This window comes from Paenibacillus diazotrophicus (assembly GCF_042610465.1).
Map to the genome: position 1 here is coordinate 1 of NZ_JBGJZN010000006.1, position 25,568 is coordinate 25,568.

The following is a 25,568-nucleotide window of genomic DNA, read 5'->3' on the forward strand; positions in this document are numbered from 1 at the left end:
TGGAGCTGACCAATACTAATCGGTCGAGGGCTTATCCAAAAGATAAAACGCAGATTCGTTTCGGATTCAGTTTTCAGGAATCAAGTCCGAATTCATGAGGTCCACGTGGCCCATGGATGAAAGATTTGTGTTCAGCATTTGGCGATGCTGAGACCTGAATCATGCATTTGCATAGCAAGTGCCCGTTTGGTGGCGATAGCGGAGGGGTTCCACGCGTACCCATCCCGAACACGACCGTTAAGCCCTCCAGCGCCGATGGTACTTGGACCGAAGGGTCCTGGGAGAGTAGGACGCCGCCAAGCACTGAAAGCCATTGTTGAGNCGCGTACCCATCCCGAACACGACCGTTAAGCCCTCCAGCGCCGATGGTACTTGGACCGAAGGGTCCTGGGAGAGTAGGACGCCGCCAAGCACAGAAAGCCATTGTCGAGCAATCGACAGTGGCTTTTTTTGTTATGAATTATGAAAAGCACCTGTGAGAAAATTTGAGTTTTTATACAGCGAAAAGGAATAATTATTAGAAAGTTCAGAAATTCCCATGAGACTCTCAGGGGAACTTAAGCTATAATGAAGGCTAAAAGAGAAAAAGGGGCATGGGTGAATGAATCAATTTAAAGGTGAGAAGGATCTGCTCTCGGAGAAGAAAGAACGTTTTTCTTCAAGTGGCTTTATTCTGGCAGCCATCGGCAGTTCTGTGGGTCTGGGAAATATGTGGAAGTTCCCTTATATTACGGGTGAAAATGGTGGTGCGGCTTTCTTTCTTCTATTCATTGTCTGCCTGGTACTGATTGGCTTGCCGGTATTGCTGGCCGAATTGGCTATCGGGCGCAGTGGACGCGGAAGTGCAGCGACTTCGTTCATACGTGCCGGGGGTGGAAAAGGCTGGAAGGCAGCAGGGATTCTGCAAGTCGTGGCGCCTTTTCTAATCCTTTCTTTCTATATTATTGTTGCAGGCTGGACGCTGCATTACGCGATGATATCCTTCAATGGACAACTGTTCAGCACTACGGATTACGCCGGTGCATTTGGCTCCTTTATCTCAGGGTACACGCCGATTGTTTGGCAGGGTGTAGCCATGCTCATAACGGCTGGTGTAGTTATCCTTGGGGTATCGGGGGGGATAGAGAAGTTTAACAAAGTATTAATTCCCGGCCTGGTCGTTCTTCTGATTGTGCTGATGATTCGGGCGGTAACCTTACCAGGGGCAAACGCGGGAGTCTCATTTTTCCTCAAACCGGACTTCTCGGTGCTGACGGCGGAATCCGCTCTGGTCGCTTTGGGACATGCCTTCTTCTCTTTGTCGCTCGGGATGGGGATTCTTTTAACTTACGGTTCTTATGTGGATAAAAAACAGTCGCTGGGCACCGCTGCACTTGCCATAGGCGCTGGAGACTTGCTATATGCGTTGATTGCAGGATTGATTATTTTCCCGACGACGTTCTCATTTGGTATTGCCCCGGATCAAGGGCCTTCACTGATTTTCATAGCTCTGCCTGCAGCATTCTCTGCTATGCCTTTCGGTGCGTTCTTCGGGGGTCTGTTCTTCATTCTGCTGGCAATTGCCGCGTTGACCTCGGCTGTATCTCTGCTTGAAGTACCTGTATCCTTCGCGATGGAGCGCTGGAACTGGAGCCGTCAACGTTCGGTATGGATTCTGTCGCTGATCTGTTTCCTGCTTGGTATTCCTTCAGCGATGTCGCTGGGGATGTTCCCTGAGCTTACGTTTGGTGGAAAGGCCCTGTTTGATTGGATGGATTTCATCACTTCTAACATTATGCTGCCGCTTGGCGGTTTGCTGATCACCATTTTTGCCGGATATTTCTGGAAGGGAGCAGCTGAAGCTGCTGGACTACAGGCGCGTTGGTTCCGCATCTGGCTATTTATGCTCCGGTACGTTGCACCGGTTCTGGTGTTTCTGGTGCTGCTCCATACCTCGGGAATCATTAGCTTCTAATTTAACAATCTGTAGCATGGATAAAGGCTCTACGACCATTGTGGTTGTAGAGCTTTTTATTTGGATTAATGATCAGCCAAGGGAAGTGAATCAGGTTCCTCTTCGCATTCGATCATCCCGTTAAGTCTTAGGTAGTGGATAGGATTGGTAATTAGTAGTTAACATTTTGCACCTTTCGGTTAATAAAGGATATGGCTTTGGACAACCTATTCTATAACCCGGAAGAAACGAGGCGATTAACATGACTGATTTGAACAAGAATCATCAGGAAGCTGTTGAGACGGTTAGAGCGCTGATCCAAGGCATCGATACTGCGATGTTCACGACGATATCTGCCGAAGGACTGGTGTCCCGCCCCATGATGACACAGGAAGTTGAATTCGACGGAGATTTATGGTTCCTTACCAAAAAAGATACTAGCAAGTTCGAGGAAATCCTTCATGATCCCAGGGTTAACGTCGTGTATGCCGACAAATCCTACGTCTCTATTCGAGGAACGGCGAGAATCGTTGAGGATCTGGATAAGAAAAAAGAATTTTGGAATGCAGCATATGGTGCTTTTCTAAAGACCAGCTATGATGATCCTGAGGTGATTCTGATCCAGGTTCAGGCTGAAGCGGCTGAATATTGGAAGAGCGGTAATCTGGCCGAGAAGGCGACTTACTTGTTTAAACGAATAACGAATCAGGATACGGCGGGGTCGAATCTCAACCAGACGGTCGAATTATAGAAGGCTTGTTAATCTAATGATCTCCACAAAACACAACCGGTCTGCCAGAGCAGTTAAGCTGCCCGGCAGACCGGTGTTTCTTTATTACATAATCTATTGTACCAGTCGGCTATGCATCTCAATCAGGTACATATTATTTCAGTGAATATCGGATAAGTAGAATTCCAGTCATTTCGTTTTCCTATATTTCTTAGGCTTTTTCGGCAATAGCCTTGTTCAGCTGGACATCGGGTTCTTGCCCGGATTCCTGTCCCACACGTTTGATGAAGAAGGCGAGCAGTAAGCCGATGATCCCAATGCCCACAATCACCAGATATGCATCATTGATGCCTTGGATGGAGGCTTGTGTAATCATTTGCTCCTTCGTAGTGCCTTTACCGCCGGCGGCCATAATATCCATCATGTGTGTTGTGGTACGGCTGGTCATCACGGTGACGAGCAGTGAAGTCCCGACAGCACCGGCCACTTGTCTGACGGTATTGGAGATGGCGGTGCCGTGCGCGTTGAGATTGGATGGCAATTGATTTAACCCTAATGTCTGGATTGGCATGAGCAGCAATGCCATCCCGATCCGGCGTCCGGTGGACATGAACACCAGATACATGTAGCTGGTGGAATCTGTTAGGTTCACAAAGCTTAAGGTCGTCAAAATGGTAATCAGCAGTCCGATGACGGCAAGCCATTTGGCCCCGAACCGGTCGAACAGCTTGCCGGTGACCGGCATTAGCAGTCCCATAATAAGGGCACCGGGAAGCAGCAGCAAGCCGGACTCCATAGCTGTATAGCCGCGTGCATTCTGCAGATACAGAGGCAGCAGCATCATATCCGCATACATGATGATGGTTACCGCGATACTGATAACCGTAGTCAAGGAGAACATGTTGTATTTGAAGGCCCGCAGATCAAGCAGCGGGGTAGACGATGCCAGCTGGCGCCAGGTGAACAGGCCTAGAGACAGGACGCCTGCAGCTAGGGACAGCAGGACTTCGGCGCTTGACCATCCGGCGCTGGCTGCCCGGCTGAAGCCGTACAGCAGTGTACCGAAGCCGATCGTGGAGAGGATGACACTGGTCATATCGATTTTGGGATACGAGCGTGTCGAGACATTCTTCAAATAAATGAACCCGCAGATGATAACAATGGCTGTGAGCGGCAGCATTCCGTAGAACATAGTCTCCCAAGAGTAATGTTCCAGGATATATCCTGCCAGAGTAGGGCCTATCGCAGGGGCAAAAATAATAGCCAATCCGACCATACCCATGGCCGCTCCACGTTTTTCACGCGGAAAGAGGGCTAAAATGACATTGGTGAGCAGCGGCATTATAATTCCAGCGCCGGCAGCTTGAATCATACGCCCGGTCAGCAGAACCGGGAAGCTCGTCGCGAGGGCAGATACGACCGTTCCGGCTAAGAATATAAACATTGAGGCCTGGAAAAGCTCACGTGTTGTAAACCGCTGCATCAAATAAGCTGTAATGGGGATCAGAACACCGTTAACGAGCATATAGCCGGTCGTTAGCCACTGGGCTGTTGCAGCTGTGATATTGAAATCATGCATTAATTCGGGCACGGCCACACTCATTACTGTTTGATTCAGTGTCGCAAGAAAGGCGCCCAATATCATAATGAACAAGATGGGGCCTTTTTTGACGGAACTGCTTGTTGCTACTGTCTCTCTACTCACTCTTACTCCATCCTTTCAAATCGTCAATCATGGACTAAATTTACAATGTGTTGTATAGTTTACAATGCATAAAGTTGATTATAGATGAAAATAAGATGTAAGCAAGCAACGATTTCTGAAAAAATGTCGATTAGTTTACGGTTAATTTGAATTTGTAAATTTTCCATCTGAAAAACTACACATCATGTGAAATTGTAGTGTACTTGTGAAAAAAGGAGCGAGCAGAATGGATAATACAACACCTCGTATAGATCCGCGGGTATTGCGTACCCGCCAATTGCTTAGAAATGCTGTTATTGAGTTGCTGGAAGAAATGGATATCGAGAAAATATCGGTAAACCGAATTGCAGAGCGTGCCCAGATCAATCGGGTTACTTTTTATCTTCATTACAGGGATATCCCGGATATGCTCGAAAAAATGGCGGATGAAATGGTGGAGGATATTCAAAAGGTATTGGATAACAATTCGAAGTTGGAAGAAAATGAGGAATGGCCATTGCTGGAGAACCTTCTCAAACATATTGAGGCGAATGCCAGATTTTATAAAATTATTTTTACAACACGTCAAGTTACGGTCTTTACAGACCGGTTGTTCAAGCTACAATCAGAACTGATCATGAATAGGCTGGAGGGAAAACAGAGCATCTCCGGCCATGCAGAATCAAGTGTACAAAGAGAAATTGCCATTTGGTATGGATCTGCAGCTGTGATCGGTACCATTGTGGCCTGGCTTCGTAAAGACATGCCCTATACGCCGCAATATCTTGCCAAACAAATTACTATGCTCCGGTCCGGTCTCAATAATCAACTCTAAAATCAGATCCGCAGCGCCCGATTCCCTTTATATATGGGGCGCTGTCGGATACACACAATTATTGCACACTCAGATTATCCCAGTTGACCTGAAACTCCTTGAGCATGCCTTCTTTAGTCAGTTTGCCGCCAAGATAACCCTGGATACTGCTGGATAATTCCTGCGGCATTCCGTTTGGCAGGCGCGACCAGTTCCAGGTCAAGGCCTGATCTTTATCGGTATATTCCAGAACTTCTGCACCCAGGGCTCCCAGATCCTCTTCGGTACCCTGGATACTGTCGAGTGCGGGGATGAACTGGAACTCCTTAGTGATATATCTTTTGCCAGTCTCCGAGGTCACCAGCCAATCCAGGAAGACCTTGGCTTCCTTTTTGACAGGGGAGAACTTGTTAACCACCCAATTGCTGGGCACCCCGACATATAGCTTGTCATTGTCCTCCGCTGAATCATCAATTGGCATCGGAAGTATGCCGAGATGGAGATCCGGATTAATCCCGTCAATCTGGCCCTGGGTCCAGTTGCCCTGCTGCATCATTGCCGCTTCCCCGCTCGCCACCATGGTCACCTGGGTATTATAGTCGGTCGAGAGCGGGTTCTTGTTGCCGTACTCCACTGTTAAATCCAGCAGGTTGATCCACTTGGAGAAAATCGGGTCCCCGGCGAAGGTCTTGGAGCCGTTTGTCAGGCCGGCGATGAAGCTTACAGGATCGGGCTGCTGGGCGAAGGCCACGTTCACATTGTGATTGCCAAGCACGAACCATTCCTGATACCCGTTGGCAAAAGGTGTGATACCAGCAGCCTTCAGCTTCTCTGCCGCCTCCCGCAGAGCGGTCAGGGTTAGCGGCTTTCCAGTAATTCCAGCTTGTTTGAATAGATCCTTGTTATATATGAAGCCGTATCCTTCCAGATTCATCGGCATCCCATATATCTTGCCATTCACAGTCATTTGTTCAGCAGCCAGAGGTTTCACATCCTTGGCCCAGGCTTCTCCGCTCAGGTCCTCCAAATATTCCAGCCACATATCCCGTTCATTGTTGCCGCCAATGGTGAAGATATCCGGCTCATCCCCGGAAGAGAACTTGGCGCGCAGGGAGGCACCATAGTCGCTGCCGCCACCCACGCTCTGGATCTCCAGCCGGATATCCGGATGCTCCTTCTCGAATTCGGTCTTCAGTGAAGCCAGCGCTTCAGATATTTCTACCTTGAACTGGTAGATATGCACAGTTTTGATTCCACCCGCATTGTCGCTGCCGCGTCCGCAGCCGGCCGTCAGTCCAACCAGCAGCACCGAGCATGCGAGGAGAAGTCCGCGTGTGTTGATCATATTGATTCATCCTCTCTGCCTGAAAAGTCGCGTGAATCCTCAGCCTTTGACGGAACCCTGGGCAATTCCTTCAATAATATATTTCTGCATCAGCAGGAAAAAGATAACTACAGGTGTAATCCCAAGCACAAGACCCGGCAGCGCCAAATCCCACTGCTTCGTATATTGTCCGAAGAAGCTGTAGGTAGCGATAGGGATGGTGCGGAGCACTGGGTCCTGCAGAATGAGCGAAGGCATCAGGTAATCGTTCCAGATCCATAGGGTGTTCAGAATGATGACGGTAACGATGATCGGCTGCATCAGCGGCAGGACAATCCGGAAAAAAGTGCTGTAAGGGTTGCTTCCGTCCACCCGTGACGCTTCTTCAATGTCGATAGGTACAGATTTCACAAAGCCATGGAAAAGGAAAACAGTCATGGGAGCGCCGAATCCCAGATAGGCCAGAATCAGACCCGCCGTCGAATCCATTACGCCCAGACTGCTTACGATCTGGACCAACGGTATCATAATCGCCTGAAATGGAATCACCATGGCTGCTACGAGAGCCGCATAAAGAATACGGTTATATCTGCTGTTATTGCGGACCATTTTGTAGGCACACATGGAGCATAGGAACGCCAGCAGTATATTGCTGATTACTGTGACCACAAAAGAGTTCAGGAAGGCACGCGGGAAATCGGTGGCTTTCCAGGCTCCGGTGTAATTGCTCCATTGGAATACGGAAGGAAACGCAGCTGAATCCGACAGAATTTCACTGTAGCTTTTGACCGAGTTCGCCAGCAGAAAATAAAACGGAACCAGAAATACAAGCGCCAGCACAATCATAAGCAACTCGGCAAGCAGCAGGGAGGCACTGAATTTCTTAGCAGTAGTCTCCATCACAGCTCCACCTCTCTTTTCTTGGTTGCTCTGACCTGAAGCAGCGAGATCACAGCCACAATGACGAAGAAAACCATCGCTTTGGCCGAGCCCATGCCGAACCGGCTGATGGTATATGCCTCATTGTAAATATTGAGCGCCACTGATTCGGTAGCTTTGAAGGGGCCGCCTTTGGTCAGGGACAGGTTCAGATCAAACAGCTTGAAGGACCAGGAGATCGACAGGAACAAGCAAACGGTTACAGCCGGCATCACCAGCGGAATCGTAACATGGCGCAAGGCTTGCATCCGCCCGGCACCGTCTACTTTGGAGGCTTCCATCAGGCTCTGTGGAACGTTGTTGATCGCCGAGATATAGATGACCATGAGATAGCCTGCATTTTGCCAGACAAAGACAATCACTATGGCCCAAAAGGCTGTTGCTTCCGTGCCAAGCCATGGCAGAGTAAAGAAGGACCAGCCGGTGGCTTGTCCCATGGACGCGAACCCTCTGACGAATATGAACTGCCAGATGAATCCGAGCAGCAAGCCGCCGATTACATGAGGGACAAAAAATACCGTTCGCAGTACATTGCGGGTGAGCAGCTTGCGGGTCAGTATATAAGCGAGTGTAAAACCGAGCAGATTCGTCAGCACCAGGCCGAACAAGGTGAACTTGGCTGTGAACCAGAATGAATGCAAAAAGGAAGGATCTTTGGTGAATATATGTAGATAGTTTCTTAGCCCGGTCCATTCGACATGCCGCGAGATTCCGTTCCAGCTCGTAAATGAATAATATAGTCCCAAAAAGAACGGAATCAGCACAATGACAAAGAAAAAGAGTGAAGTTGGCCCGACAAAAATAAACTGCTGCATCAGACGTGATCTTCTTTTAAGCTCCATCGCTTCTCACCTCTCTGTGGAATGTAACATTTCAATAAATAACCGAACCCCAATGAACCGAAACAAAAAGACTAGAATTTTCCATATATAAATACAGATGAAGGTCCCCACTACCTCAGCTTGACAGCCTTTTCATAATGCGGGTATGGTAGATGGGTCACAAAACAAGGAGGTATGAAGCATGTCAGGATGGCTTGGCAATCATTTCATTACGCAGATTGGGATTTTGGTGAATGATGTAGAGAAGGTCAGCGGGGCGTATGCGGACTTTTTTGGACTGGAAAAGCCAGAAATTATCATTACGGATACAGCTGATATAGCCCAGACCCGTTACTACGGCGGGGAGACCGAAGCACGGGCGAAGTTGGCTTTTTTTGATATGGGCTCCCTGCAGCTGGAGCTGATAGAGCCGGATCATCAACCGAGCACCTGGCGGGATTATCTGAATGAGCATGGCGAAGGTCCACATCACATTGCTTTTGTGATCGAAGGGATGAAGGAGAAGATTATGCTGCTGGAAGGCAAAGGATTCCCGCTTCAGCAGAAGGGTGAATATACCGGGGGACGTTATGCTTATATGGATACGTTTAAGGAGCTGAAGGTGCTTGTGGAACTGCTGGAGAACGACGGCAGCTAATCATTCTATAAATACGTGTTCGGCCTACAGCTTAGATGAAGGAGGAATCTGTTATGAATATACTAATTACCGGTGCAGGCCGGGGACTGGGTATTGAACTGGCTGCCGAAGCGCTTGAGCGGGGGCACAGTGTCATCGCATGTGTCCGCCATCCTGCTCAGGAACAGGACGCATTATCTCAACTCGCAGCGGATCATGGAGACAGGCTGACTATAGCTGAACTTGATGTGACGGATGAAGAAGGGATTGCCTCCTTGGCAAGCCGTCTGAATAGTCAAGGAAGGAAGCTCGGTGCGTTAATTAACAATGCAGCGGTTCTGACCGCACGCAATACTCCCATTGAAGAGCTAGATATGCAGGCTATGCAGACAACGATGGATATTAATCTGTATGGACCGATGCGGGTGGTGAAACACTTTCTGCCACTTCTCACGGAGCCCGGACCTTCCATTATCAATATTTCATCCGAAGCAGGCAGCCTCACTCATGCCTATCCTGGCGATTATCCATATGCTATTTCTAAAACAGCACTCAATATGTTCACCCAGCAGCTAAATGTCTATGGGCAGGAACGTGGCATCCATGTGCTCAGCGTTCATCCCGGCTGGATGCATACGGATATGGGTGGAGAAGAGGCGCCGACGAATCCGCGCCGCAGCGCTGAAGGGATTATCCGCCTGATCGAGCAGCGCGTTACGCCGGAAGGCCGCTTCATGTTCGTAGATTATACTGGCAAGGATATGGATATATAGGTGTGTTGCTAACTATAAGAAGAACCCTAACAAGAGATAGATGCTTGTAGGGTTCTCTTTTTTTCGGTCTCGCCGCTTAATGAAATTGAAAAAGGGTGGGGAGCCTATACACAGTGAGCACTTCACAATCCTATAGAGGTGAGGACTGAATTCATTTGGACAAAGCTTCCGGCAATGCTAAAGACGACAAAAAACTAAAATGGTGGCAGCTGAGCCTGCTGGGCGTAGCGGGTACCATAGGTACCGGTTACTTCCTGGGTTCCGGTCTGGCGATCTCCATTGGAGGACCAGCGGTTTTACTGGCCTACATTCTTGCTGCTGCCGGAACCTATGTAGTGTTCGATGCCTTATCCCGAATGACGGCAGATCATCCTGAGCAGGGGTCTTTCCGTTCTTATGCCAAAAAGGCTTTTGGAAGCTGGGCTGGCTTTGCCAGCGGCTGGGTGTACTGGTTCTCGGAGCTTTTGATCATGGGAAGCCAGCTTACGGCATTATCCATTTTTGCCCGGTTCTGGTTCCCGGGAGTGCCTATGTGGATCTTTGCGGCAGGATTTGGCTTGACGGGCCTGCTGATTGTCTTCTTCGGGAACAAGGGCTTTGACCGTGTTGAAAATGTGCTGGCTGTGATCAAGGTGGCTGCCATCCTAATGTTCATGGTACTGGCAGCGGCTTTGCTGGCAGGATGGATCGGGGGCGGTAAATACACGCCCAAACTTCCGGTTACGGTTCATGCATTGTTTCCAGCCGGAGGCATCGGACTGTGGTCTGCTTTTATATTTGCGTTCTATGCTTACGGCGGTATCGAGGTGCTGGGAATCATGTCCTACCGGCTGAACAAGCCCGAAGAAGCGCCTAAAGCAGGAAAAGTGATGCTGGTGCTGTTGACTGCAGTATATGTTATATCTATTGGCCTGGCCGTGACCATGGTGCCGTTAAGTGCGTTTAATCCAAAAGAAAGTCCATTTGTGCTTGCCTTGGCCAGTGATCACCTGGCCTTTGTGCCGCATCTGTTCAATGGTGTGCTGATTATCGCTGGATTCTCGACGATGACGGCTTCGCTCTATGCGGTGACATCGATGATGCTGACTCTGGCGCAGGAAGGGGATGCACCGAAGCTTTTCTCGCGGAAATTAAAGGATAAGTACCCCTTGTTCGCCATGTGTCTGATCTCTGTCGGGTTAATTGCAGCGATAGTGATGTCTCTGCTGCTGCCTGGAAAGGTGTATGAATATATCACTACAGCTGCAGGTTTGATGCTTTTATACAACTGGGCTTTTATTCTGCTGTCATCCGGAAAGCTGCTGAAGGCAGCGAAATTAAGCGGACTTAAGCGGTGGACAGGCCTGGTGTTAATTGGCGCGGCTGTTGCCGGTACTCTCTTCCATAAGATCAGCCGGCCGGGCTTTTATATTAGTCTGCTGCTGGTGGCTATAATTGCGGCAACCGACCTCATTGTGCACAAGGTGCGCAAGAAGAGACAGGCCGGTTCTGCGGAACAAGGCCCGGTAGGTGAACAGGCTGCTAGGCATCATGGGCTGGCAGGCGGGCCCGAATTCAGGATCAAAGGAATCCGCATGCGCAAAAGCAAGCTCTAGTTAATGAAAAAACAGCAATTGTACAGCTTGTACGCCAAAATAAAAGCCAAAGCCGACCAGCGAGAGTCCCGATAGCACCGAGATGGACTTAAGCACCCGGGTAGTCAGCAATTTGCGGAAGACGCTGGAGGCGGCCGCCATGGATACGTCCCACAGCAGAATTCCCAGTACAATAGCACTGCTGTACATCAGCAGCTGCTGCATCGGATACTCGCTTGCGGCTTTTGCCAGAATGGAGCCGTAAATCCCCAGCCAGAACAGGATGGAGAGCGGATTGAATAATGACATCAGGAATCCGGCCAGAAAGGATTTGGAAAGGGAAGCCTCGCTGCTTCTCATTTCATTGGCCTCGATGATACCTGCATTTTTGATACTCTCCACCCCTGTATATACCAGCACAAAAAAACCAAACAACCACAAAAACGCTTTGACAAAAGGGGCATCAAGCAGATGTATAACTCCAAAATACACCAGAAGCATGTAGATGATGTCTGCACTTATGGCTCCAAGCCCGACAAACCAGGCATGCATAAAGCCTCCACGGATCCCCTTGTCCAATTGCGCAGCATTGATCGGTCCAATCGGAGCTGAAAGCGACAGCCCCAAAAAGATATAACCTATGAATACATTAATAGTGCCCGCCCCCTTTTTACTATTCTGTAGCTAGCATATTCTGTCAGGAGCGTTTGTAGGACAACGAAAACATAGCCTCCGAGTAATCAATTGCTTCTGCATGATACTTACAGATAACTATATGGGGCCATGTGTATTAAATCCTTCGCTGGAAACCACAATAACCAACATGTGAATAATGATAAAGGTGGGTCTACCATGAAGGGACAGAAAGGGGCTCTGGTTGCGCTTGCTTCCATCCCGCTGATCATGACATTAGGCAACTCCATGCTGCTGCCTATCCTGCCGCAAATCTCCAGCGAGCTTGGGATCAGCGCTTTCGAGGTCAGCATGATTATTACGGTGTACGGCCTCATTGCTATCCTGATGATCCCGATTGCGGGGTACTTATCCGACCGGTATGGGCGGAAAAAGGTTATTCTGCCGAGCTTGATCATTGCTGCGCTGGGCGGGGCCGGTTGTGTCGCCGCTGCGTGGTTTTTGGAGGGGGCTGTGGCATACTGGGTCATATTGGCCGGGCGCTTCATCCAAGGCATTGGGGCAGCCGGGGCCTTTCCTATTGTTATTCCTTTTGTTGGGGATCTGTTCAAGGATGAGAAAGAGGTCAGCAAAGGTTTGGGTGTCGTGGAGACCTCGAATACGTTCGGTAAAGTGCTTAGTCCCATCCTGGGTGCTTATCTGGGAACTTTGTTATGGTACGCTCCATTTATTGCGATTCCAATACTTTGTCTGATCTCCTTTGCCCTGGTGATTCTGCTCGTAAAGGAGCCGAAAGCTGAAGAGCAGGCGGAGAATAAAGCAATCAAACAGTTTTTAAGAGAAATCAAGGATATTTTGCGTGAAAAAGGCCGCTGGCTATATTCCATTTTTGCCATTGGCGGGATATGTATGTTTGTGACTTTTGGAGTTTTATTCTACTTATCGGAAACCCTGGAGGCCAAATATAACCTACACGGCTCCTCCAAAGGCTTTGTGCTGGCGATTCCACTGGCTTTGTTATGTCTGGCTTCTTACGGCAGCGGCAAGGTTATTGGCCAGAACAAGATGCTGATGAAATGGCTCGGCTTCGGAGGTATGGTGCTGCTGACAGCAGCCATGGTTATAACAGGCTTTAATAATAATATCTATTTCATGGTCGGCTTTCTTAGTCTGAGCGGAATCGGAATCGGCGTAGCATTGCCCTGCATGGACGCGTTGATTACGGAGAGTATCGAACAGGAGAACCGGGGAACCATTACGTCTCTATATAGCAGCATGCGCTTCATCGGGGTGGCTCTGGGCCCGCCTGTTGTTTCTCTTCTAATGACGAGAGGACACTGGGTACTGTTCGGAACTATGGCAGCTGTCGGGACGGTAGGGGCGCTCCTAACGTTATTCGCCGTAAAACCGAGCGAAGGGAGCAACAAAGAGGACCGTCCCCAGAAGCCGGGAATATTGGGGAGCAAACCACTGTGGCGGCAACGCGCAAGGTAAGCGGTCAGGAAGGAGAGGAGCGGCGAATCGATTGAGAATGTTCTCTATCCGGAAAGCCTATATACTCGGGACTGTATTTCTTGTCAGTATTGCGCTTATTCTCTGGCATCCCTACAAGAGGGTGCAGACTGACTCCGGCCTGGAGCAACTTGCTGCCATGCGGAGCGCAGACGGCCTCAAAGCCTATTTTGGAGCAGGAAAAGGGTACAATCTCATTATGATTCAGCTGGAATCCTTCCAGAATTTCCTGCTCAATCAATCTGTACAAGACCAGCCTTTGACTCCTGTTCTGAATGAACTGGCGGATGAAAGCTTATATTTCCCTTATCTGTTTCAGCAAATTGGCCGTGGAAATACATCAGATGCAGAGTTTGCTGCCAATACTTCCATCTACCCGGCAGGGGGGCCCCCCATGTCTTCCAAATACGGCAACCGGAAGCTTCCCAGCATGGCCCGATTGCTGCATATGCGGGGATATATTGCAAACACCTTTCATGTTAATGATGTGAGCTTCTGGGACCGGAATCAGTTGTATCCGGCACTGGGCTTTGACACCTATTATGACCGGCCCTATTACCGCAAAGAGAAGTTTAACCGGTTTGGGGCCTCCGATGAGGAGCTTTACCGGGTGGGTTTCAACAAGCTGCATGCCTTAGCACAGAAGCATCAAAAGTTCTATGCCCAGCTGGTGACCGTCTCCAGCCACTCTCCATATTCCATCCCGGAAGACAGGAAGCGGCTGAAGCTGAATGCGGCTTTAGACGGCAAGACGCTCGGGGATTATTTTACGGCCATCCATTATGCGGACTATGCCCTGGGGACCTTCATCCATAAACTAAAACAAGCGGGTATGTGGAATAACTGCGTATTTGTTGTATACGGGGACCATTTTGGACTCAGTAAGAAAAAGTATAATCCCCAAAAGATTAGCGACACCCTGAACATTCCTTATCACAAAAATATCAGTACTTTTAATGTACCGCTGCTCATTCATCTGCCGGGACAACTTAGTGGGAGAAGGATAGAACAGACTGGAGGTCAGACTGACATTCTCCCGACAATCGCCAATATCATGGGCATTGATCTGCAGGCAGAACGATTTACGGCTTTTGGGCAGGATCTGATCAATGCAGGACATAATGTGGTGGGAATGCGTTATTATTTGCCCACAGGCTCGTTTTTTAATGATGAAGTACTGTTTATCCCGGGAAAAGAAGGTTTCAAGGACGGGAAAGCCACCTCCATCAGAACGCTTAAACGTGTCGAGGATATCAGTGCCTATAAGTCAGACTATGACTATATTATGGAACGGATGAAGCAGTCCGACCGCTATGTAAGGCAGTTGCCGGTACGTGCGGGAGTCAAGAACCCGGAAACTTAACGGTTCACAAAACAAGATTGAGGAGTGAAGGCTCATGGATAATCATACACTAATGCAATCGATACGGAAGTTGGCACAGCCTTTGGACCATGCAAAGGCTTTTGACAGTCTGATTACCGAGGCCGGCAGTGCCAGCTATGTTCTGCTTGGGGAAGCTTCACATGGAACCTCGGAGTTCTACAGTGTGCGTGCCGAGCTGACCAAACGTCTGATCACGGAAAAAGGCTTTCGATTCATCGCCGTTGAAGGGGACTGGCCATCCTGTTATACGCTTAACCGCTATATCAAAGGGTACACGGATGCGGCAGAGGATGCACAGGAAGCACTGAGCGATTATACCCGCTGGCCTACGTGGATGTGGGCTAACCGGGAGATTATGGAGCTTGCGGAATGGCTGCGCAGCTATAATCAGGAGCGGCCGGATTCGGAGAAGGTTGGCTTTTACGGCATTGATATGTATAGTCTTTGGGAATCCATGGATGAGATCCTGAAATATCTCACCTCTAAAGGCAGTCCGGATCTGGAAGCGGCTGTGCATGCTTTTGAATGCTTTGAGCCTTTTGACAGGGAAGGACAGTCATACGGGATATCTGCTTCTTTGTATGGAGAAGGCTGCGAGGAGGAGGTTATTTTGCTGTTAAGCAAACTTCAGGATGAGTGGAAGCAAGCCGGGCCGGCGGACCGCGAGAATGCATTAAGCGCAGAGCTCAATGCAATGACTGTACAGGGGGCGGAATCCTATTACCGGACGATGATACGGGATGACTCCGACTCGTGGAACATCCGGGACCGCCATATGGTGGCGGCTCTGGGCAAGCTGATGGAGTTCTATGGTGAGGGGGCCAGGGCAGTGGTATGGGAGCATAACACTCATATTGGTGATGCCCGGGCAACCGATATGGCACAGGATCAGATGGTCAATGTAGGACAGATACTGCGTGAGAAATATGGAACCGCAGTATATGCCGTTGGTTTTGGCACATACCAGGGAACGGTTATTGCCGGAAGAGCCTGGGGGGCTCCTGCGGAGGTAATGCAGGTTCCGCCGGCGCTGAAGAACAGCTGGGAAGAGCTATTGCACCGGGATGGAGCGGAAGATAAACTGCTCCTGTTCAGTCAGGGAGCGACTGTACTGGACCAGAAGGTTATCGGACACCGGGCTATTGGTGTGGTCTATCATCCTGAACGGGAGCGGGGGAATTACGTTCCCTCCGTCATATCAAAGCGTTATGATGCTTTTATTTATTTGGATCATACCCATGCGCTGTCTCCGGTTCAGGCTGGGGCTGCATTTACATCTTGACCAGAGACAGCCGGGAGAGATTCAATAAATAAAATACTTGTCTTGAGGGCTAGAAAAAACTGCGGTTAGCAGGTATAGTTAGTTAATAAAATTAACTAACTATACTGAAGAGGATGAATCATGAAAATACAGTCTGTCGGAACGCCAAGATCCATGCGCCAACTCAATGAGCTGCTGATTCTAGACATGATTCTAGCTGGTGGTCCACTCTCCCGGGCAGACCTCAGCCGTCAAACCGGAGTAAGCAAACCCACCGTGTCTTCGGCCATTACGCATCTTATCCAGCGGGGACTGGTCCGGGAAACAGGCAGGGCTGATAATTCTCAAGGGAGAAAAGCAACCCTGCTTGAATTCAATAATCATTGCTTCTACGTGATCGGTGTTGATCTCGGGGCAACCCGGATAAGAATAGCGCTTGCAGACATGGGGGGGCAGATCGTCCAATACACACAGTTGGCAATGCCTGTGCGTAGCCTGACGGATTCAGAGTTCCAAGCCCTATTAGTTCAGGGCATAGAAGGTCTTCTTAAGGAGTCCGCAGTCTCATGGGAACAGATTAAAGCTGCAACGTTCGGCATTCCAGGTGTTGTTGATCCTTCAAGCGGCGTGGTGTCCGGGTTGGTCTCGCCGCTTGCAGGACTGGAAAGCACCTTGCAGCTTACTTGTTTGGCACAGCTGTTGCCAGTACCCGTCATCACTGAAAATGATGTGAATTTGGCGGCCTTGGCGGAGCATTCCATCTCCCCTGAGGGAGCTGGCCGATCACTCTTGTACTTCTCGATAGGCGAGGGAACCGGGGGAGGCCTTATTATTCAGGGCGAAATATACCGTGGTATGGGCGGAGGCGCAGGAGAACTGGCCAACATGAGTCTGAGTGCAGGGAAGCTTGAGGATGTACTATCTGCAAAGGGACTTATAAAGCTTGCCTGCAGGTTTGCAGAGGAGCAGAGCTCTTCCGGAGATGGAGCCCAATGCTCTCCCGAAAGATTATTCGAGGAAGCCAGAAGGGGCAATCCTCTGGCTGAGAGCCTTATGGATGAGTATTGCGGGCTACTGGCAGAAGCGTTAACCAATATCTGCGCTGTAATCGCTCCGGAATCAATTATTTTGGGCGGAGGCATCGGCAGCAACGGGGACGTATTGCTTCATAGGCTGGAGGCCCGGTTAACCGGATGGAACCACAATCCACGGCTAGGGGTCTCCTATTACAGGGAGAAGGATGTCGTTCTCGGAGCCGTCCAAGTTGCGGTGCAGGCTGCATTTGGCCGTATTCGTGAAGAGTCGGCGGCAATGTCTTAGGAGTAGAAATCAGGAGGGATACTTGGATGAAGATACACAGTGCTGGAATTGATGTTGGCGGAACCAAGACGTTGCTCTGCCTGGTAGACGAACAAGGAAATATTCTTGCACAGCATAAGCTGGCGACACAATTGACGCGTGACCCGCAGTTGTTCTTCAACTGGTTATTTGGCGAATTAGAGCAGTTCTGCGTGAAGAACGGGGGCAACCTTTCTTCGCTGAGCGGGATTGGCTTAGGGTTTCCCGGGGTGATGAATGAATTCACGGGGATTCTGACGAGTGCCCCTGCGCTGAATTGGCCAGCCTTGGATATCCGTCCGCTTATTGCTGTCCATTATCCGGGGACAGTCGTGCTGGACAATGATGTGAATATGGCGGCGCTTGGAGAACATTTTGCCGGAGCTGCCCGCGGTTCAGAGCATTTTATGATGATTACGGTAGGAACGGGGATCGGCGGTGCACTGTATCTTAATGGACAGATATATCGTGGTGCGGGATTTGCTGCTGGCGAGATTGGCTATCTGATTCTTGAACCTGGGGAGACTTCTTCCTCTACAGATACGCAGAACAGTGAATTCGGGCCATTTGAAATGGCCGTATCCGGAACAGGTATTGGCCAGAAGGCTGTTGATGAAATGGCTCAGGAGAACAATGCTTCCTTAATCCGGCAACTGGCTGAAAGTGGACCCGTCCGGGCAGAGCATGTATTTGCAGCGGCGGCACAGGATGATCCGGCAGCCGTACAAATCCTGAATCAGGCCTATGACCAGATGGCAGTTGCTATTAAGAACATTACGATCACTCTTGATCTGCAGCTGATCATTCTCGGCGGCGGCGTTGTGGAGAAGAATGCGGGATATGTCCAAGAGATTGGAGACCGGGTCAGCCGTTACGCCCCTCATCAACCACTGCTCATCAGGCAGGCGGTTCTTGGCAATCAAGCAGGTGCAATCGGGGCTGCGGCAGCGGTCAGAACGAGGCTGGCAGGTAAATAATAAGTTAAACATCAAAGGATTCCACTGCTGGATCCATTCGGTGATGGAGAAGCGGCAGTCAAGGAAGACTCATTAAGTCCCCGATTGCCGCTAGTTGATTAAGCTCATACTCCAGACTGTTGCTCGTATGCGGACGATCATGAATCAAGGCGGTGAAGGATGCGGAAGCTTAAACGGAATAAAAAAGAACTTTTAATCTTAATTCTCTTTGTTCTTGCTGCTTACTTTTTTATCTATAAGGTTCTTTAGAAGTACATATTCTATAAAAGATTATTGTGGGATATTAGTAGTCCAGTAGACGTCCCTTATCGTTCCATTGACCATACATTTTGTTGTTTTTCGTATTTATTATGAATTTGTCTAATCTGCTATTAAATAATTCAGGCTGCTTCTTATTGCTTTGTACCGTGTCGATTCGAACTCTTTTATAAAGATCCGGGAATGTCATGAAATTCTCATATACTTCCTGCTCCTCTGTTAACCTTTGCTCGATAACCGAATCTATTGTAAAAGAACCGGGGTCCATATCGGGCAATATCTTTCTTCCTTCGTCGCTCATTAACCCCAACTTTTCGAGGCGGCGGACTCGTTCTTTGTTCAATTCTGTCCATGAGCTTTTTTTGCTTCTAGGTGATAGTCTCTGTGCCAGCTCAGTTTCTGAGATTTTCTTCTTGACTCCATCGATCCATCCAAAGCACAAAGCTTCCTCAACGGCGTCCCAATATAATAACTTATCAGGGGTGGGCGTCATACTAACCAAGACCCAGCAAGCCCTTTCCGTTGTACAGTGTCTCTGCAGCCAGGTCCTTAAATCTTCTCTCGATTGTACTGGAATTAATTTTTCAATTTCCATAGCTATAACAGATCATCCTTTCTAAATGAATTTCTAATGCCAATATTAGAAAAGAACACAAAAAATGGTCTCTACATACAAGACCATTTTTTGTAAATGTGTTACTGTTTGCTGGATAGGACTGTATCAAGGAATTTATCAGCATCGCTATTAAACTTCCACACCACCCCAAATTTATCAACCAACATTCCGAAGCAGGAAGACCAGGGCATTGCGGATAACGGCATGATTACATAACCACCAGCAGACAAATTAGAAAAGTAATGATTCAGTGCCTGTTTGTCATCCATCATGATACTGATTAATACATTGTTGCCTGTAACCAACTCGCCCGTTACTTGCTTCATTGATGGCGGAATATCCGACATCATGATTTTGCCCCCAGCAAATTCTATGGAAGACTCCATAATCATACTTAGCTCGTTGTCAGGCAATGGGTAGTTAGGATCTTGGGGAAAATCCTTAAATTGTACTTTCTTTACTTCCTTTGCATTCAAAGCCTCCGAATAAAATTCAATTGCTTGTTCCGCAGTTCCATCAAAGTTTATATATGCAATAGCTGACATCAGGCAATACCTCCTTCTTGTGATAAATGTAGTATAATTTATAAAAGGTGACAGCTATATTGTCACCTTTTATAAATAAAATACTAAAAGGTGAAACTATGGAGAAGGTAGAGAGATTAATATCTATAATCATGATCCTGCTCAAAAAAGAGATCGTTACCGCTAACGAGCTCGCACATATATTTAATGTTTCCAAAAGGACTATACTCCGGGATATGGAGACACTCAGCTTATCCAACATTCCGGTCTATTCCATCCATGGAGTAAATGGCGGCTATCGTATGATGGACGAATACAAGGTGGATAAACGTCTTTTAAGCAATTCTGACTTAGAGAATATATTGACTGCGCTTGGCGGATTGGAACAAATTCTAATTAGCGAAGAAGTGGAAATGACAATTAAAAAAATTGAGGCTATGGTTAGCCCCTTATCTATGAAAGGTTCAATCCAATTGTCATTTTATGATTGGGAGGGGAGGTCTGAGGTTCTTCAAACCCTGAAGATATGCCAGAAATCAATATTAAAGAGAAGGTTAGTATCCTTTGATTATATAGATATAAATGGCACCAAGACGAATAGAATTGTCGAGCCGTACCAGCTTCATTTTAGCGAAACGAGTTGGTATTTGAAGGGATTCTGTGTACATCGTCAGAGTTATAGAACGTTTAAATTAGCCAGGATCGATAATCTTAAAATGGATGAAACAACATATATCCCTAGAAATAATGAATTAGAACAAGGTGCAACCGGTTATCAACCGCAGCTAGTCGCAATTAAAGTGTTAATTACGCCTAGCGTTAAAGATCAATTCATTGAAAGGTACGGCCGAAAGCGTATTGAAAATTATAGTTCTGAATACTTCTTAGCCACGATTGATATTCCTCAGAATAGTATCGGGTTTCAATTTCTGGCAAGTTTCGGTACAAATCTAGAAATCGTAGAGCCCAAATCATATGTAGATGAATTTCGGGATTATTTACTTGAGATGGTGAATAAATATCAATTCCCCAGATCTGGTGGATGACGGAAAAGGGTTGCCTGCTCAAAACTATAGGCGATGCTGATTAGTGTGGGCTCACTGAAAGCCCTCCCCGAAAAGACAATACCAAATGGACCTCGTGTCGAATCGCCATCCCCGTCTATTATTCCCTTTGCTGAATAGCCGGCGGGCACGGTAATAAGGGGATGCCCTAGCCGGGCAGCGATGTACATACCATCAATGTCACCGGGTAACATTAAAGCATCTAAACCGTGTTGGTCAAGTACGTAGTCAATTCCTTGCGTTAGTGCCGGAAGGTTATACTCTTGACGTTTAAGTTGATAGGTTAATTCATTAAATGCATTTTTTTCCGAGCGAATAAGATTGTCTTGGTTAAACTTCAATGCGGAAGTAGCGTGTCTCTGATTATAATCAATCAATTCTTGAAGAGAATGCACGGGTATATCCGGGTTCAACTTCGATAAATAGCGATTCAGGCCTGTTTTGAATTCGTAGCAGATCACGTCATTGTTCCAGGAATGCTGTTCCAGATAGAGGTCCACAGGATCGATAACTGTAGCACCTTGCTCACGCAGAACTTCGATGGCGGATTCCATGATGGTCAGTCTTTCTTTATCCAGTGACTGATAGTAGTGTCTGGGAATCCCGATACGGGCTTTACGCAGAAAGTCCCGGTCGAGATCATTGGTGTAGTCATGAAAAGTACGATGCGGGCTATGCCATGTTGCCTTATCGCTTATGTCAGTTCCAACCATTGCTCCGAGTAGAGTCGCTGCATCAGTGACTGTTCTGGAGAGGGGGCCTGGTGTATCCTGACTTATGGAGATCGGGATAATGCCGCTGCGGCTCACAAGTCCTACAGTAGGCTTTATTCCCACGAGGAAATGTTGGCTGGCCGGCCCGATAATCGATCCTGCGGTTTCGGTTCCGATCGCTGCTGCTGCCAAATTTGCTGCTACGGCTGCTGCCGGTCCTGAGCTTGACCCGCTGACGAAAAGTTTACCAGGGCCATAGGGATTGAGTACATACCCACCTCTAGAACTGTAACCTGCCGGCATTCGGTTGGACATGAAATTCGACCACTCGGTCATATTAGCCTTCCCTAGAAGAACTGCGCCGGCAGCGCGGAGCTTTGCGGCTATGAAAGAATCTTCAGGAGCGAATGATTCAGCTAATGCGATTGAACCAGCGCTCGTATGCATCCGGTCGTATGTATCGATGTTATCCTTGAGCAGGAGTGGAATTCCATGGAGTGGTCCCCTACTGCCTGTTGAATTTCGTTCAAGGTCAAGATTCCTTGCGATTTCAATTGCATCTGGATTAATCTCTAATACGGCATTGATCAGGGGATTATATCTATATATGCGTTCTATATATGCAAGTACAAGGGCTTCAGATGTACATTCACCCGAAGTCATTGCCTTTTGCATACTCGCCATATCGGCTTCCTGAATCCAGGCTTGTAAGTTAATGCTGCTCATAGTATTAGGCTCCCCTCGTGTTATGGTAAATAATAGCACAACGCTAATAGGTTAACATGTACCTTGCTAAGGGGGTAGGGAAAGTTCTGTTTAGATAAAAAAAGTATTGGTGAACATCAGACTTAATTCTCTGAACCAAGGTCCTGATCATTTTGTACAGAATTGACCTGTAGCAGAGCAATAATAAAAAGCAGGGGTTTCCCATTTATTGGATTATCCCTGCTTTTAGTTCTTCTTTGATTACGCTGCAGCATGAACCTGCACTGGGAAAATTCGCATAAACAGGAAGCGGGTGAGCGGACCGACTATAATGAATTGCAGAGGCAGTGCGCAGATGAAATTGTATCCTACCGTTGATAAGTAATGGGCGAGAAAGTTGCCGCGGAATCCGTAGTGTGCCAGGGTGCCATATAAGGACATGCACAGCACCATTCCACACACCATGAAGAAGGAAATGGTAAGCACCTTTTTGATCGTAGGATCGGTCGGTTTAATTAGCTTGAATGCGATTCCTTTGGCTATTCTGCTGACTACCACCACATCCATGAATAACCCGACTATCAATGCAGGTACAAACCCGATGGCTACCTCAGTAATAACGCGGCTGGTCCAGCCTGTAGAGAGCACCACATTATAAATGCTCATGAAGAGCACCATGAACGTACACATGATTGCTGTAAAGATAAAAGCCTCTTTTTTATTCGTTCCCATTGCCTTAACTCCCTTGAAATATAATTTTGTGACTGCGATCATACTATCAGACAATGAAAATATCGTCAACTTGGTTGACAAAAAATATGCTGTAAGTGCTACACTAAAATCACTTGTATATTTGGAGGCACAACCCATGAAGGATTATATACAAAAGCTGAATTTAATAGACTTAATCAGTGAGAAGCATAAGGCTTTGCGGGAAGAGGTAAACGGGCGGAGCAGCTATTCGCTTAACAAGACTGAGACTCATATTCTGGCTATGCTTGAATTGCATACCCGTCTATCTATTTCGGAAGTAAGCCGATTAATCCATATTTCCCGGCAAGGTGCTCAGAAATGCATCAATGGGATGCTTGACGAAGAATATGTCACAATCGTCCAGGTTGAGGGCAACGTCCGGGACAAGCATATCGCTCTAACCGGAAAAGGCGCTGAGGCTTGCCGAAATATGCTGGAGATTAAGGTGGATATGGAACGGCAGATCATAGACCGGTTAGGAAAGGAGCAGGTTGAACTGCTGAAGAAGCTTTTGACGGAGGAATGGCTGTAGGATGTCCACTCTTGACCTTAGGTCTGACCTAGGGTGTATCTTTACAGATATCCAGAACGGTGGGAGTGAGATGAATGAAGAGTGAGATCACCATCAGTGAATTAGCCAGGCTTATGAATGTGTCGGTGCATCAGATCCGTTATTTTGAAGAAAAGGGTATACTTCTGCCTTCTTATACAGATGACAACCAGTATCGGAGATACAGCATTGACCAGATCTATCAGCTGGCCCATGTGATGCTGCTGCGGAAGCTGGGGCTACCGGTTCAGGCGGTTAAGGAATGTATGACAGATTTTGGGCCGGAGGAGATCCGGCGGATGCTTCAGAATTCTTTGGAAGAAACACAGGCCGGAATTCTCCGGCTACAGCAGCTTGAGCAGTTTATTCGTAAGGTGCTGCATGAGCACGATGATTTCAGCCAGGACACCACGGCTTACCGGGTAGTGCGGCGGGAATCCGTAAAGCTGAGGCGGTGGTTCGAGCTTAACGAGCAGTCTGCCTTACAGGCAAGACAGCTTGCAGAGTATGCCCAGCCTGCTCATAATCTGTTTGAAGCAGACATTCATTATATATACGAAGGCACCGGTTCCGCTGTACTTTGCACGGAGGATACGGAAACGGTTGACCTGGTGCTAGCTGCAGGAGAGTACCTGTACTCCCCGTTTCTGGTATCCAATGAGGATGAGCTGGCACAACAGATTGTCAGGTTTAGTGAATATGCAGCAGAGCATAAGTATATTACCGCAGGACCACTGATCCTCATTGAGAAATCGTATCTTTCCCTCTTCAGTCCGGATAAGCTTCATTACGAGCTACTGCAGCGGCAAATCTCAACCCTTAACCGGGATGGGATTGGGTGATCTGGCTCTATGATTCCAAAAGTTGCTGGTGGAAACTTGGAGCAGGCATGGATATTGCGGCAGCTCATCCCCCTGCAAGACTCTCCGAGATGTCAGAACTGGCCCGGTTCGGGAGGTGGAAGGAGTGCGAGCTGTTGGCAGTTCTACATGTTTTAACTAACCAGAGAGGGGACCTTATGAAAAGAAAAATAGGAATATCACTCCTGGTTAGTGTGCTTCTCTGTGCAGGTGCAGTGCTGTATATATTGAGGCAAAACAGCTTTGACATGAGGGAGCGGTCCATCGAGATCGCCTCTCCCCAAGGCACGTTAACCGGTACGCTTGTCCTGCCGAAGAATGCTTCCGGTAAGCTGGGGCTTGTGCTGTTCATTCATGGTGACGGGCCGGTTAATGCTTCCCACGGGGATGGCTATAAGCCGCTATGGGAACGGCTTGCTGCGCAGGGATATGCTTCGCTGTCACTGAACAAGAGAGGCATTGGCGGATCCGAAGGGAATTGGCTCGATCAGAGCATGGATGACCGTGTGGAAGAAGCACGACAGGCGCTGGCCTGGGCGAGAACACTGCCGATGATTGACCCGGCTCGCATAGGTGTGTGGGGAGCCAGCCAGGCCGGATGGGTAATTCCGAAGCTTGCGGGTAAGGAGCCGCTTGCTTTCAGTATTCTGGTATCTCCGGCGATCAACTGGCTAACACAGGGGGAGTACAATACGAGGATGCAAATGGCGAAGGATGGCTATTCCGGGGATGAAATTTCCGCACAGATAGCGTATGAACAGCAAATCAAGGGGCTTTTGTCAAAACATGCAACGTATGAAGAATATGTAAAAGCAGCGCGTAAAGAGGAGAGGATGTCCCGGGACCGCTGGACCTTCGTAAGCAATAACTTCAGAGCTGATGCGACTGACGATCTGCAGCACTTCAACACTCCTGTGCTTCTCCTGCTGGGGGAAGAGGATGTGAATGTAGACTGGAAGGAAACGGAGCAGGTATACCGTAAAGAGGTGGGTCCAGCGTTGCTTACGGTCAAGGTTTTTCCAGACACAGAGCACTCCATGCTGACTACCCGAACGGCTGATTCGAAGCTGCGGACCGTGATGATCAGCCTGTTTGCGCCAAGACAAATCACGGTGAACGGCTACATGGAGCAAATTGCAGCATTTTTGCGGAAGCTTTCATGATCCGAACGCCTGAAATAGCCTCTCTTAT

General features: G+C 48.3%; 24 protein-coding genes and 1 other annotated feature. Of the genes, 15 read left to right on the top strand and 9 right to left on the bottom strand.

Annotated features, from left to right (window positions below; all coding sequences use genetic code 11):
* Positions 1 to 185: 185 nt before the first annotated feature.
* Positions 186 to 412: a sequence feature (most likely nonfunctional fraction of RNA operon), on the top strand.
* A 189-nt stretch (positions 413 to 601) separates the two neighbouring features.
* Both ACAN54_RS20965 and ACAN54_RS20970 read left to right on the top strand, forming a co-directional pair.
* Complete coding sequence (locus ACAN54_RS20965; RefSeq protein WP_379159916.1) at positions 602 to 1,954, top strand: sodium-dependent transporter; 1,353 nt, start codon at positions 602 to 604, stop codon at positions 1,952 to 1,954.
* 241 nt (positions 1,955 to 2,195) lie between these two features.
* Positions 2,196 to 2,684 (top strand): pyridoxamine 5'-phosphate oxidase family protein, encoded by a 489-nt coding sequence (locus ACAN54_RS20970; protein ID WP_379159919.1) that lies wholly within the window; start codon positions 2,196 to 2,198, stop codon positions 2,682 to 2,684.
* A 190-nt stretch (positions 2,685 to 2,874) separates the two neighbouring features.
* Here ACAN54_RS20970 and ACAN54_RS20975 read toward each other — a convergent pair whose 3' ends face one another.
* Positions 2,875 to 4,308, bottom strand: coding sequence for a DHA2 family efflux MFS transporter permease subunit (locus ACAN54_RS20975; RefSeq protein WP_379160899.1), 1,434 nt, complete (start codon positions 4,306 to 4,308; stop codon positions 2,875 to 2,877).
* Between the two features lie 286 nt (positions 4,309 to 4,594).
* Here ACAN54_RS20975 and ACAN54_RS20980 point away from each other — a divergent pair, with 286 nt between their 5' ends.
* Positions 4,595 to 5,182 (top strand): TetR/AcrR family transcriptional regulator, encoded by a 588-nt coding sequence (locus tag ACAN54_RS20980; protein WP_379159922.1) that lies wholly within the window; start codon positions 4,595 to 4,597, stop codon positions 5,180 to 5,182.
* A gap of 58 nt (positions 5,183 to 5,240) precedes the next feature.
* Here the strand turns inward: ACAN54_RS20980 and ACAN54_RS20985 are convergent, their stop codons facing one another.
* Genes ACAN54_RS20985 through ACAN54_RS20995 form a run of 3 tightly spaced genes read right to left on the bottom strand, consistent with a single transcriptional unit; the run spans position 5,241 to position 8,266 of the window.
* Complete coding sequence (locus ACAN54_RS20985; protein WP_379159925.1) at positions 5,241 to 6,506, bottom strand: ABC transporter substrate-binding protein; 1,266 nt, start codon at positions 6,504 to 6,506, stop codon at positions 5,241 to 5,243.
* Between the two features lie 39 nt (positions 6,507 to 6,545).
* Positions 6,546 to 7,385 carry a carbohydrate ABC transporter permease gene (locus ACAN54_RS20990; RefSeq protein WP_379159928.1) on the bottom strand — a complete coding sequence of 280 codons (840 nt, stop codon included), beginning with the start codon at positions 7,383 to 7,385 and terminating at the stop codon, positions 6,546 to 6,548.
* Positions 7,385 to 8,266, bottom strand: a complete 882-nt coding sequence (locus ACAN54_RS20995; RefSeq protein WP_379159931.1) for a carbohydrate ABC transporter permease — start codon at positions 8,264 to 8,266, stop codon at positions 7,385 to 7,387. The genes ACAN54_RS20990 and ACAN54_RS20995 overlap by 1 nt, the downstream gene beginning before the upstream one ends.
* A gap of 181 nt (positions 8,267 to 8,447) precedes the next feature.
* Here ACAN54_RS20995 and ACAN54_RS21000 point away from each other — a divergent pair, with 181 nt between their 5' ends.
* The 3 genes from ACAN54_RS21000 to ACAN54_RS21010 all read left to right on the top strand — a co-directional run bounded on the left by ACAN54_RS21000 (position 8,448) and on the right by ACAN54_RS21010 (position 11,250).
* Positions 8,448 to 8,903: a VOC family protein gene (locus tag ACAN54_RS21000; protein ID WP_379159934.1), complete on the top strand. Its 456-nt coding sequence runs from the start codon at positions 8,448 to 8,450 to the stop codon at positions 8,901 to 8,903.
* A 53-nt stretch (positions 8,904 to 8,956) separates the two neighbouring features.
* Positions 8,957 to 9,655, top strand: a complete 699-nt coding sequence (locus ACAN54_RS21005) for an SDR family oxidoreductase (RefSeq protein ID WP_379159937.1) — start codon at positions 8,957 to 8,959, stop codon at positions 9,653 to 9,655.
* Between the two features lie 155 nt (positions 9,656 to 9,810).
* Positions 9,811 to 11,250, top strand: a complete 1,440-nt coding sequence (locus ACAN54_RS21010) for an amino acid permease (protein WP_379159940.1) — start codon at positions 9,811 to 9,813, stop codon at positions 11,248 to 11,250.
* On the opposite strand, the gene ACAN54_RS21015 is transcribed toward ACAN54_RS21010, so the two are convergent.
* Positions 11,251 to 11,883, bottom strand: a complete 633-nt coding sequence (locus tag ACAN54_RS21015; protein WP_379160901.1) for a LysE family transporter — start codon at positions 11,881 to 11,883, stop codon at positions 11,251 to 11,253.
* A gap of 198 nt (positions 11,884 to 12,081) precedes the next feature.
* On the opposite strand from ACAN54_RS21015, the gene bcbE reads away from it, so the two are divergent.
* The 5 genes from bcbE to ACAN54_RS21040 all read left to right on the top strand — a co-directional run bounded on the left by bcbE (position 12,082) and on the right by ACAN54_RS21040 (position 18,334).
* Positions 12,082 to 13,356 (top strand): bacillibactin exporter BcbE, encoded by a 1,275-nt coding sequence (bcbE, locus tag ACAN54_RS21020; RefSeq protein WP_379159943.1) that lies wholly within the window; start codon positions 12,082 to 12,084, stop codon positions 13,354 to 13,356.
* Positions 13,357 to 13,393: 37 nt separating this feature from the next.
* Positions 13,394 to 14,737, top strand: coding sequence for an LTA synthase family protein (locus tag ACAN54_RS21025; protein WP_379160903.1), 1,344 nt, complete (start codon positions 13,394 to 13,396; stop codon positions 14,735 to 14,737).
* Positions 14,738 to 14,771: 34 nt separating this feature from the next.
* Positions 14,772 to 16,040 carry an erythromycin esterase family protein gene (locus tag ACAN54_RS21030; protein WP_379159946.1) on the top strand — a complete coding sequence of 423 codons (1,269 nt, stop codon included), beginning with the start codon at positions 14,772 to 14,774 and terminating at the stop codon, positions 16,038 to 16,040.
* A gap of 120 nt (positions 16,041 to 16,160) precedes the next feature.
* Positions 16,161 to 17,339 (top strand): ROK family transcriptional regulator, encoded by a 1,179-nt coding sequence (locus ACAN54_RS21035; RefSeq protein ID WP_379159949.1) that lies wholly within the window; start codon positions 16,161 to 16,163, stop codon positions 17,337 to 17,339.
* 26 nt (positions 17,340 to 17,365) lie between these two features.
* Complete coding sequence (locus ACAN54_RS21040) at positions 17,366 to 18,334, top strand: ROK family protein (RefSeq protein WP_379159952.1); 969 nt, start codon at positions 17,366 to 17,368, stop codon at positions 18,332 to 18,334.
* A 283-nt stretch (positions 18,335 to 18,617) separates the two neighbouring features.
* On the opposite strand, the gene ACAN54_RS21045 is transcribed toward ACAN54_RS21040, so the two are convergent.
* Entirely contained in the window at positions 18,618 to 19,187 is a 570-nt protein-coding gene (locus ACAN54_RS21045; protein ID WP_379159955.1) for a YdeI/OmpD-associated family protein, read from the bottom strand.
* Positions 19,188 to 19,288: 101 nt separating this feature from the next.
* A complete protein-coding gene (locus tag ACAN54_RS21050) occupies positions 19,289 to 19,753 on the bottom strand; it encodes a VOC family protein (RefSeq protein WP_379159958.1) in 465 nt (154 codons plus the stop codon).
* Between the two features lie 98 nt (positions 19,754 to 19,851).
* Here ACAN54_RS21050 and ACAN54_RS21055 point away from each other — a divergent pair, with 98 nt between their 5' ends.
* On the top strand, positions 19,852 to 20,778 hold the full coding sequence (locus ACAN54_RS21055) for a helix-turn-helix transcriptional regulator (protein WP_379159961.1): 927 nt from the start codon (positions 19,852 to 19,854) through the stop codon (positions 20,776 to 20,778).
* On the opposite strand, the gene ACAN54_RS21060 is transcribed toward ACAN54_RS21055, so the two are convergent.
* Positions 20,754 to 22,235 (bottom strand): amidase family protein, encoded by a 1,482-nt coding sequence (locus ACAN54_RS21060; protein WP_379159964.1) that lies wholly within the window; start codon positions 22,233 to 22,235, stop codon positions 20,754 to 20,756. The two genes, ACAN54_RS21055 and ACAN54_RS21060, sit on opposite strands and share 25 nt — an antisense overlap.
* A 240-nt stretch (positions 22,236 to 22,475) precedes the next feature.
* Complete coding sequence (locus ACAN54_RS21065) at positions 22,476 to 22,946, bottom strand: DUF2798 domain-containing protein (protein WP_379159967.1); 471 nt, start codon at positions 22,944 to 22,946, stop codon at positions 22,476 to 22,478.
* 136 nt (positions 22,947 to 23,082) lie between these two features.
* Here ACAN54_RS21065 and ACAN54_RS21070 point away from each other — a divergent pair, with 136 nt between their 5' ends.
* The 3 genes from ACAN54_RS21070 (at position 23,083) to ACAN54_RS21080 (ending at position 25,540) form a co-directional block, all read left to right on the top strand.
* Complete coding sequence (locus ACAN54_RS21070; protein WP_379159970.1) at positions 23,083 to 23,499, top strand: MarR family winged helix-turn-helix transcriptional regulator; 417 nt, start codon at positions 23,083 to 23,085, stop codon at positions 23,497 to 23,499.
* 74 nt (positions 23,500 to 23,573) lie between these two features.
* The gene (locus ACAN54_RS21075) at positions 23,574 to 24,359 is read left to right on the top strand and encodes a MerR family transcriptional regulator (RefSeq protein WP_379159973.1); all 786 of its coding nucleotides are present in this window, start codon (positions 23,574 to 23,576) and stop codon (positions 24,357 to 24,359) included.
* A 176-nt stretch (positions 24,360 to 24,535) separates the two neighbouring features.
* Positions 24,536 to 25,540 (top strand): alpha/beta hydrolase family protein, encoded by a 1,005-nt coding sequence (locus ACAN54_RS21080; RefSeq protein WP_379159976.1) that lies wholly within the window; start codon positions 24,536 to 24,538, stop codon positions 25,538 to 25,540.
* Positions 25,541 to 25,568: the final 28 nt, after the last annotated feature.

What these genes read in the sequence shown, in the direction of transcription:
- ACAN54_RS20965 (WP_379159916.1), top strand. Translation starts at nt 602, where the DNA reads ATGAATCAATTTAAAGGTGAGAAGGATCTGCTCTCGGAGAAGAAAGAA.
- ACAN54_RS20970 (WP_379159919.1), top strand. Translation starts at nt 2,196, where the DNA reads ATGACTGATTTGAACAAGAATCATCAGGAAGCTGTTGAGACGGTTAGA.
- ACAN54_RS20975 (WP_379160899.1), bottom strand. Translation starts at nt 4,308, where the DNA reads ATGATATTGGGCGCCTTTCTTGCGACACTGAATCAAACAGTAATGAGT.
- ACAN54_RS20980 (WP_379159922.1), top strand. Translation starts at nt 4,595, where the DNA reads ATGGATAATACAACACCTCGTATAGATCCGCGGGTATTGCGTACCCGC.
- ACAN54_RS20985 (WP_379159925.1), bottom strand. Translation starts at nt 6,506, where the DNA reads ATGATCAACACACGCGGACTTCTCCTCGCATGCTCGGTGCTGCTGGTT.
- ACAN54_RS20990 (WP_379159928.1), bottom strand. Translation starts at nt 7,385, where the DNA reads ATGGAGACTACTGCTAAGAAATTCAGTGCCTCCCTGCTGCTTGCCGAG.
- ACAN54_RS20995 (WP_379159931.1), bottom strand. Translation starts at nt 8,266, where the DNA reads ATGGAGCTTAAAAGAAGATCACGTCTGATGCAGCAGTTTATTTTTGTC.
- ACAN54_RS21000 (WP_379159934.1), top strand. Translation starts at nt 8,448, where the DNA reads ATGTCAGGATGGCTTGGCAATCATTTCATTACGCAGATTGGGATTTTG.
- ACAN54_RS21005 (WP_379159937.1), top strand. Translation starts at nt 8,957, where the DNA reads ATGAATATACTAATTACCGGTGCAGGCCGGGGACTGGGTATTGAACTG.
- bcbE (WP_379159943.1), top strand. Translation starts at nt 12,082, where the DNA reads ATGAAGGGACAGAAAGGGGCTCTGGTTGCGCTTGCTTCCATCCCGCTG.
- ACAN54_RS21025 (WP_379160903.1), top strand. Translation starts at nt 13,394, where the DNA reads ATGTTCTCTATCCGGAAAGCCTATATACTCGGGACTGTATTTCTTGTC.
- ACAN54_RS21030 (WP_379159946.1), top strand. Translation starts at nt 14,772, where the DNA reads ATGGATAATCATACACTAATGCAATCGATACGGAAGTTGGCACAGCCT.
- ACAN54_RS21035 (WP_379159949.1), top strand. Translation starts at nt 16,161, where the DNA reads ATGAAAATACAGTCTGTCGGAACGCCAAGATCCATGCGCCAACTCAAT.
- ACAN54_RS21040 (WP_379159952.1), top strand. Translation starts at nt 17,366, where the DNA reads ATGAAGATACACAGTGCTGGAATTGATGTTGGCGGAACCAAGACGTTG.
- ACAN54_RS21045 (WP_379159955.1), bottom strand. Translation starts at nt 19,187, where the DNA reads ATGGAAATTGAAAAATTAATTCCAGTACAATCGAGAGAAGATTTAAGG.
- ACAN54_RS21050 (WP_379159958.1), bottom strand. Translation starts at nt 19,753, where the DNA reads ATGTCAGCTATTGCATATATAAACTTTGATGGAACTGCGGAACAAGCA.
- ACAN54_RS21055 (WP_379159961.1), top strand. Translation starts at nt 19,852, where the DNA reads ATGGAGAAGGTAGAGAGATTAATATCTATAATCATGATCCTGCTCAAA.
- ACAN54_RS21060 (WP_379159964.1), bottom strand. Translation starts at nt 22,235, where the DNA reads ATGAGCAGCATTAACTTACAAGCCTGGATTCAGGAAGCCGATATGGCG.
- ACAN54_RS21065 (WP_379159967.1), bottom strand. Translation starts at nt 22,946, where the DNA reads ATGGGAACGAATAAAAAAGAGGCTTTTATCTTTACAGCAATCATGTGT.
- ACAN54_RS21070 (WP_379159970.1), top strand. Translation starts at nt 23,083, where the DNA reads ATGAAGGATTATATACAAAAGCTGAATTTAATAGACTTAATCAGTGAG.
- ACAN54_RS21075 (WP_379159973.1), top strand. Translation starts at nt 23,574, where the DNA reads ATGAAGAGTGAGATCACCATCAGTGAATTAGCCAGGCTTATGAATGTG.
- ACAN54_RS21080 (WP_379159976.1), top strand. Translation starts at nt 24,536, where the DNA reads ATGAAAAGAAAAATAGGAATATCACTCCTGGTTAGTGTGCTTCTCTGT.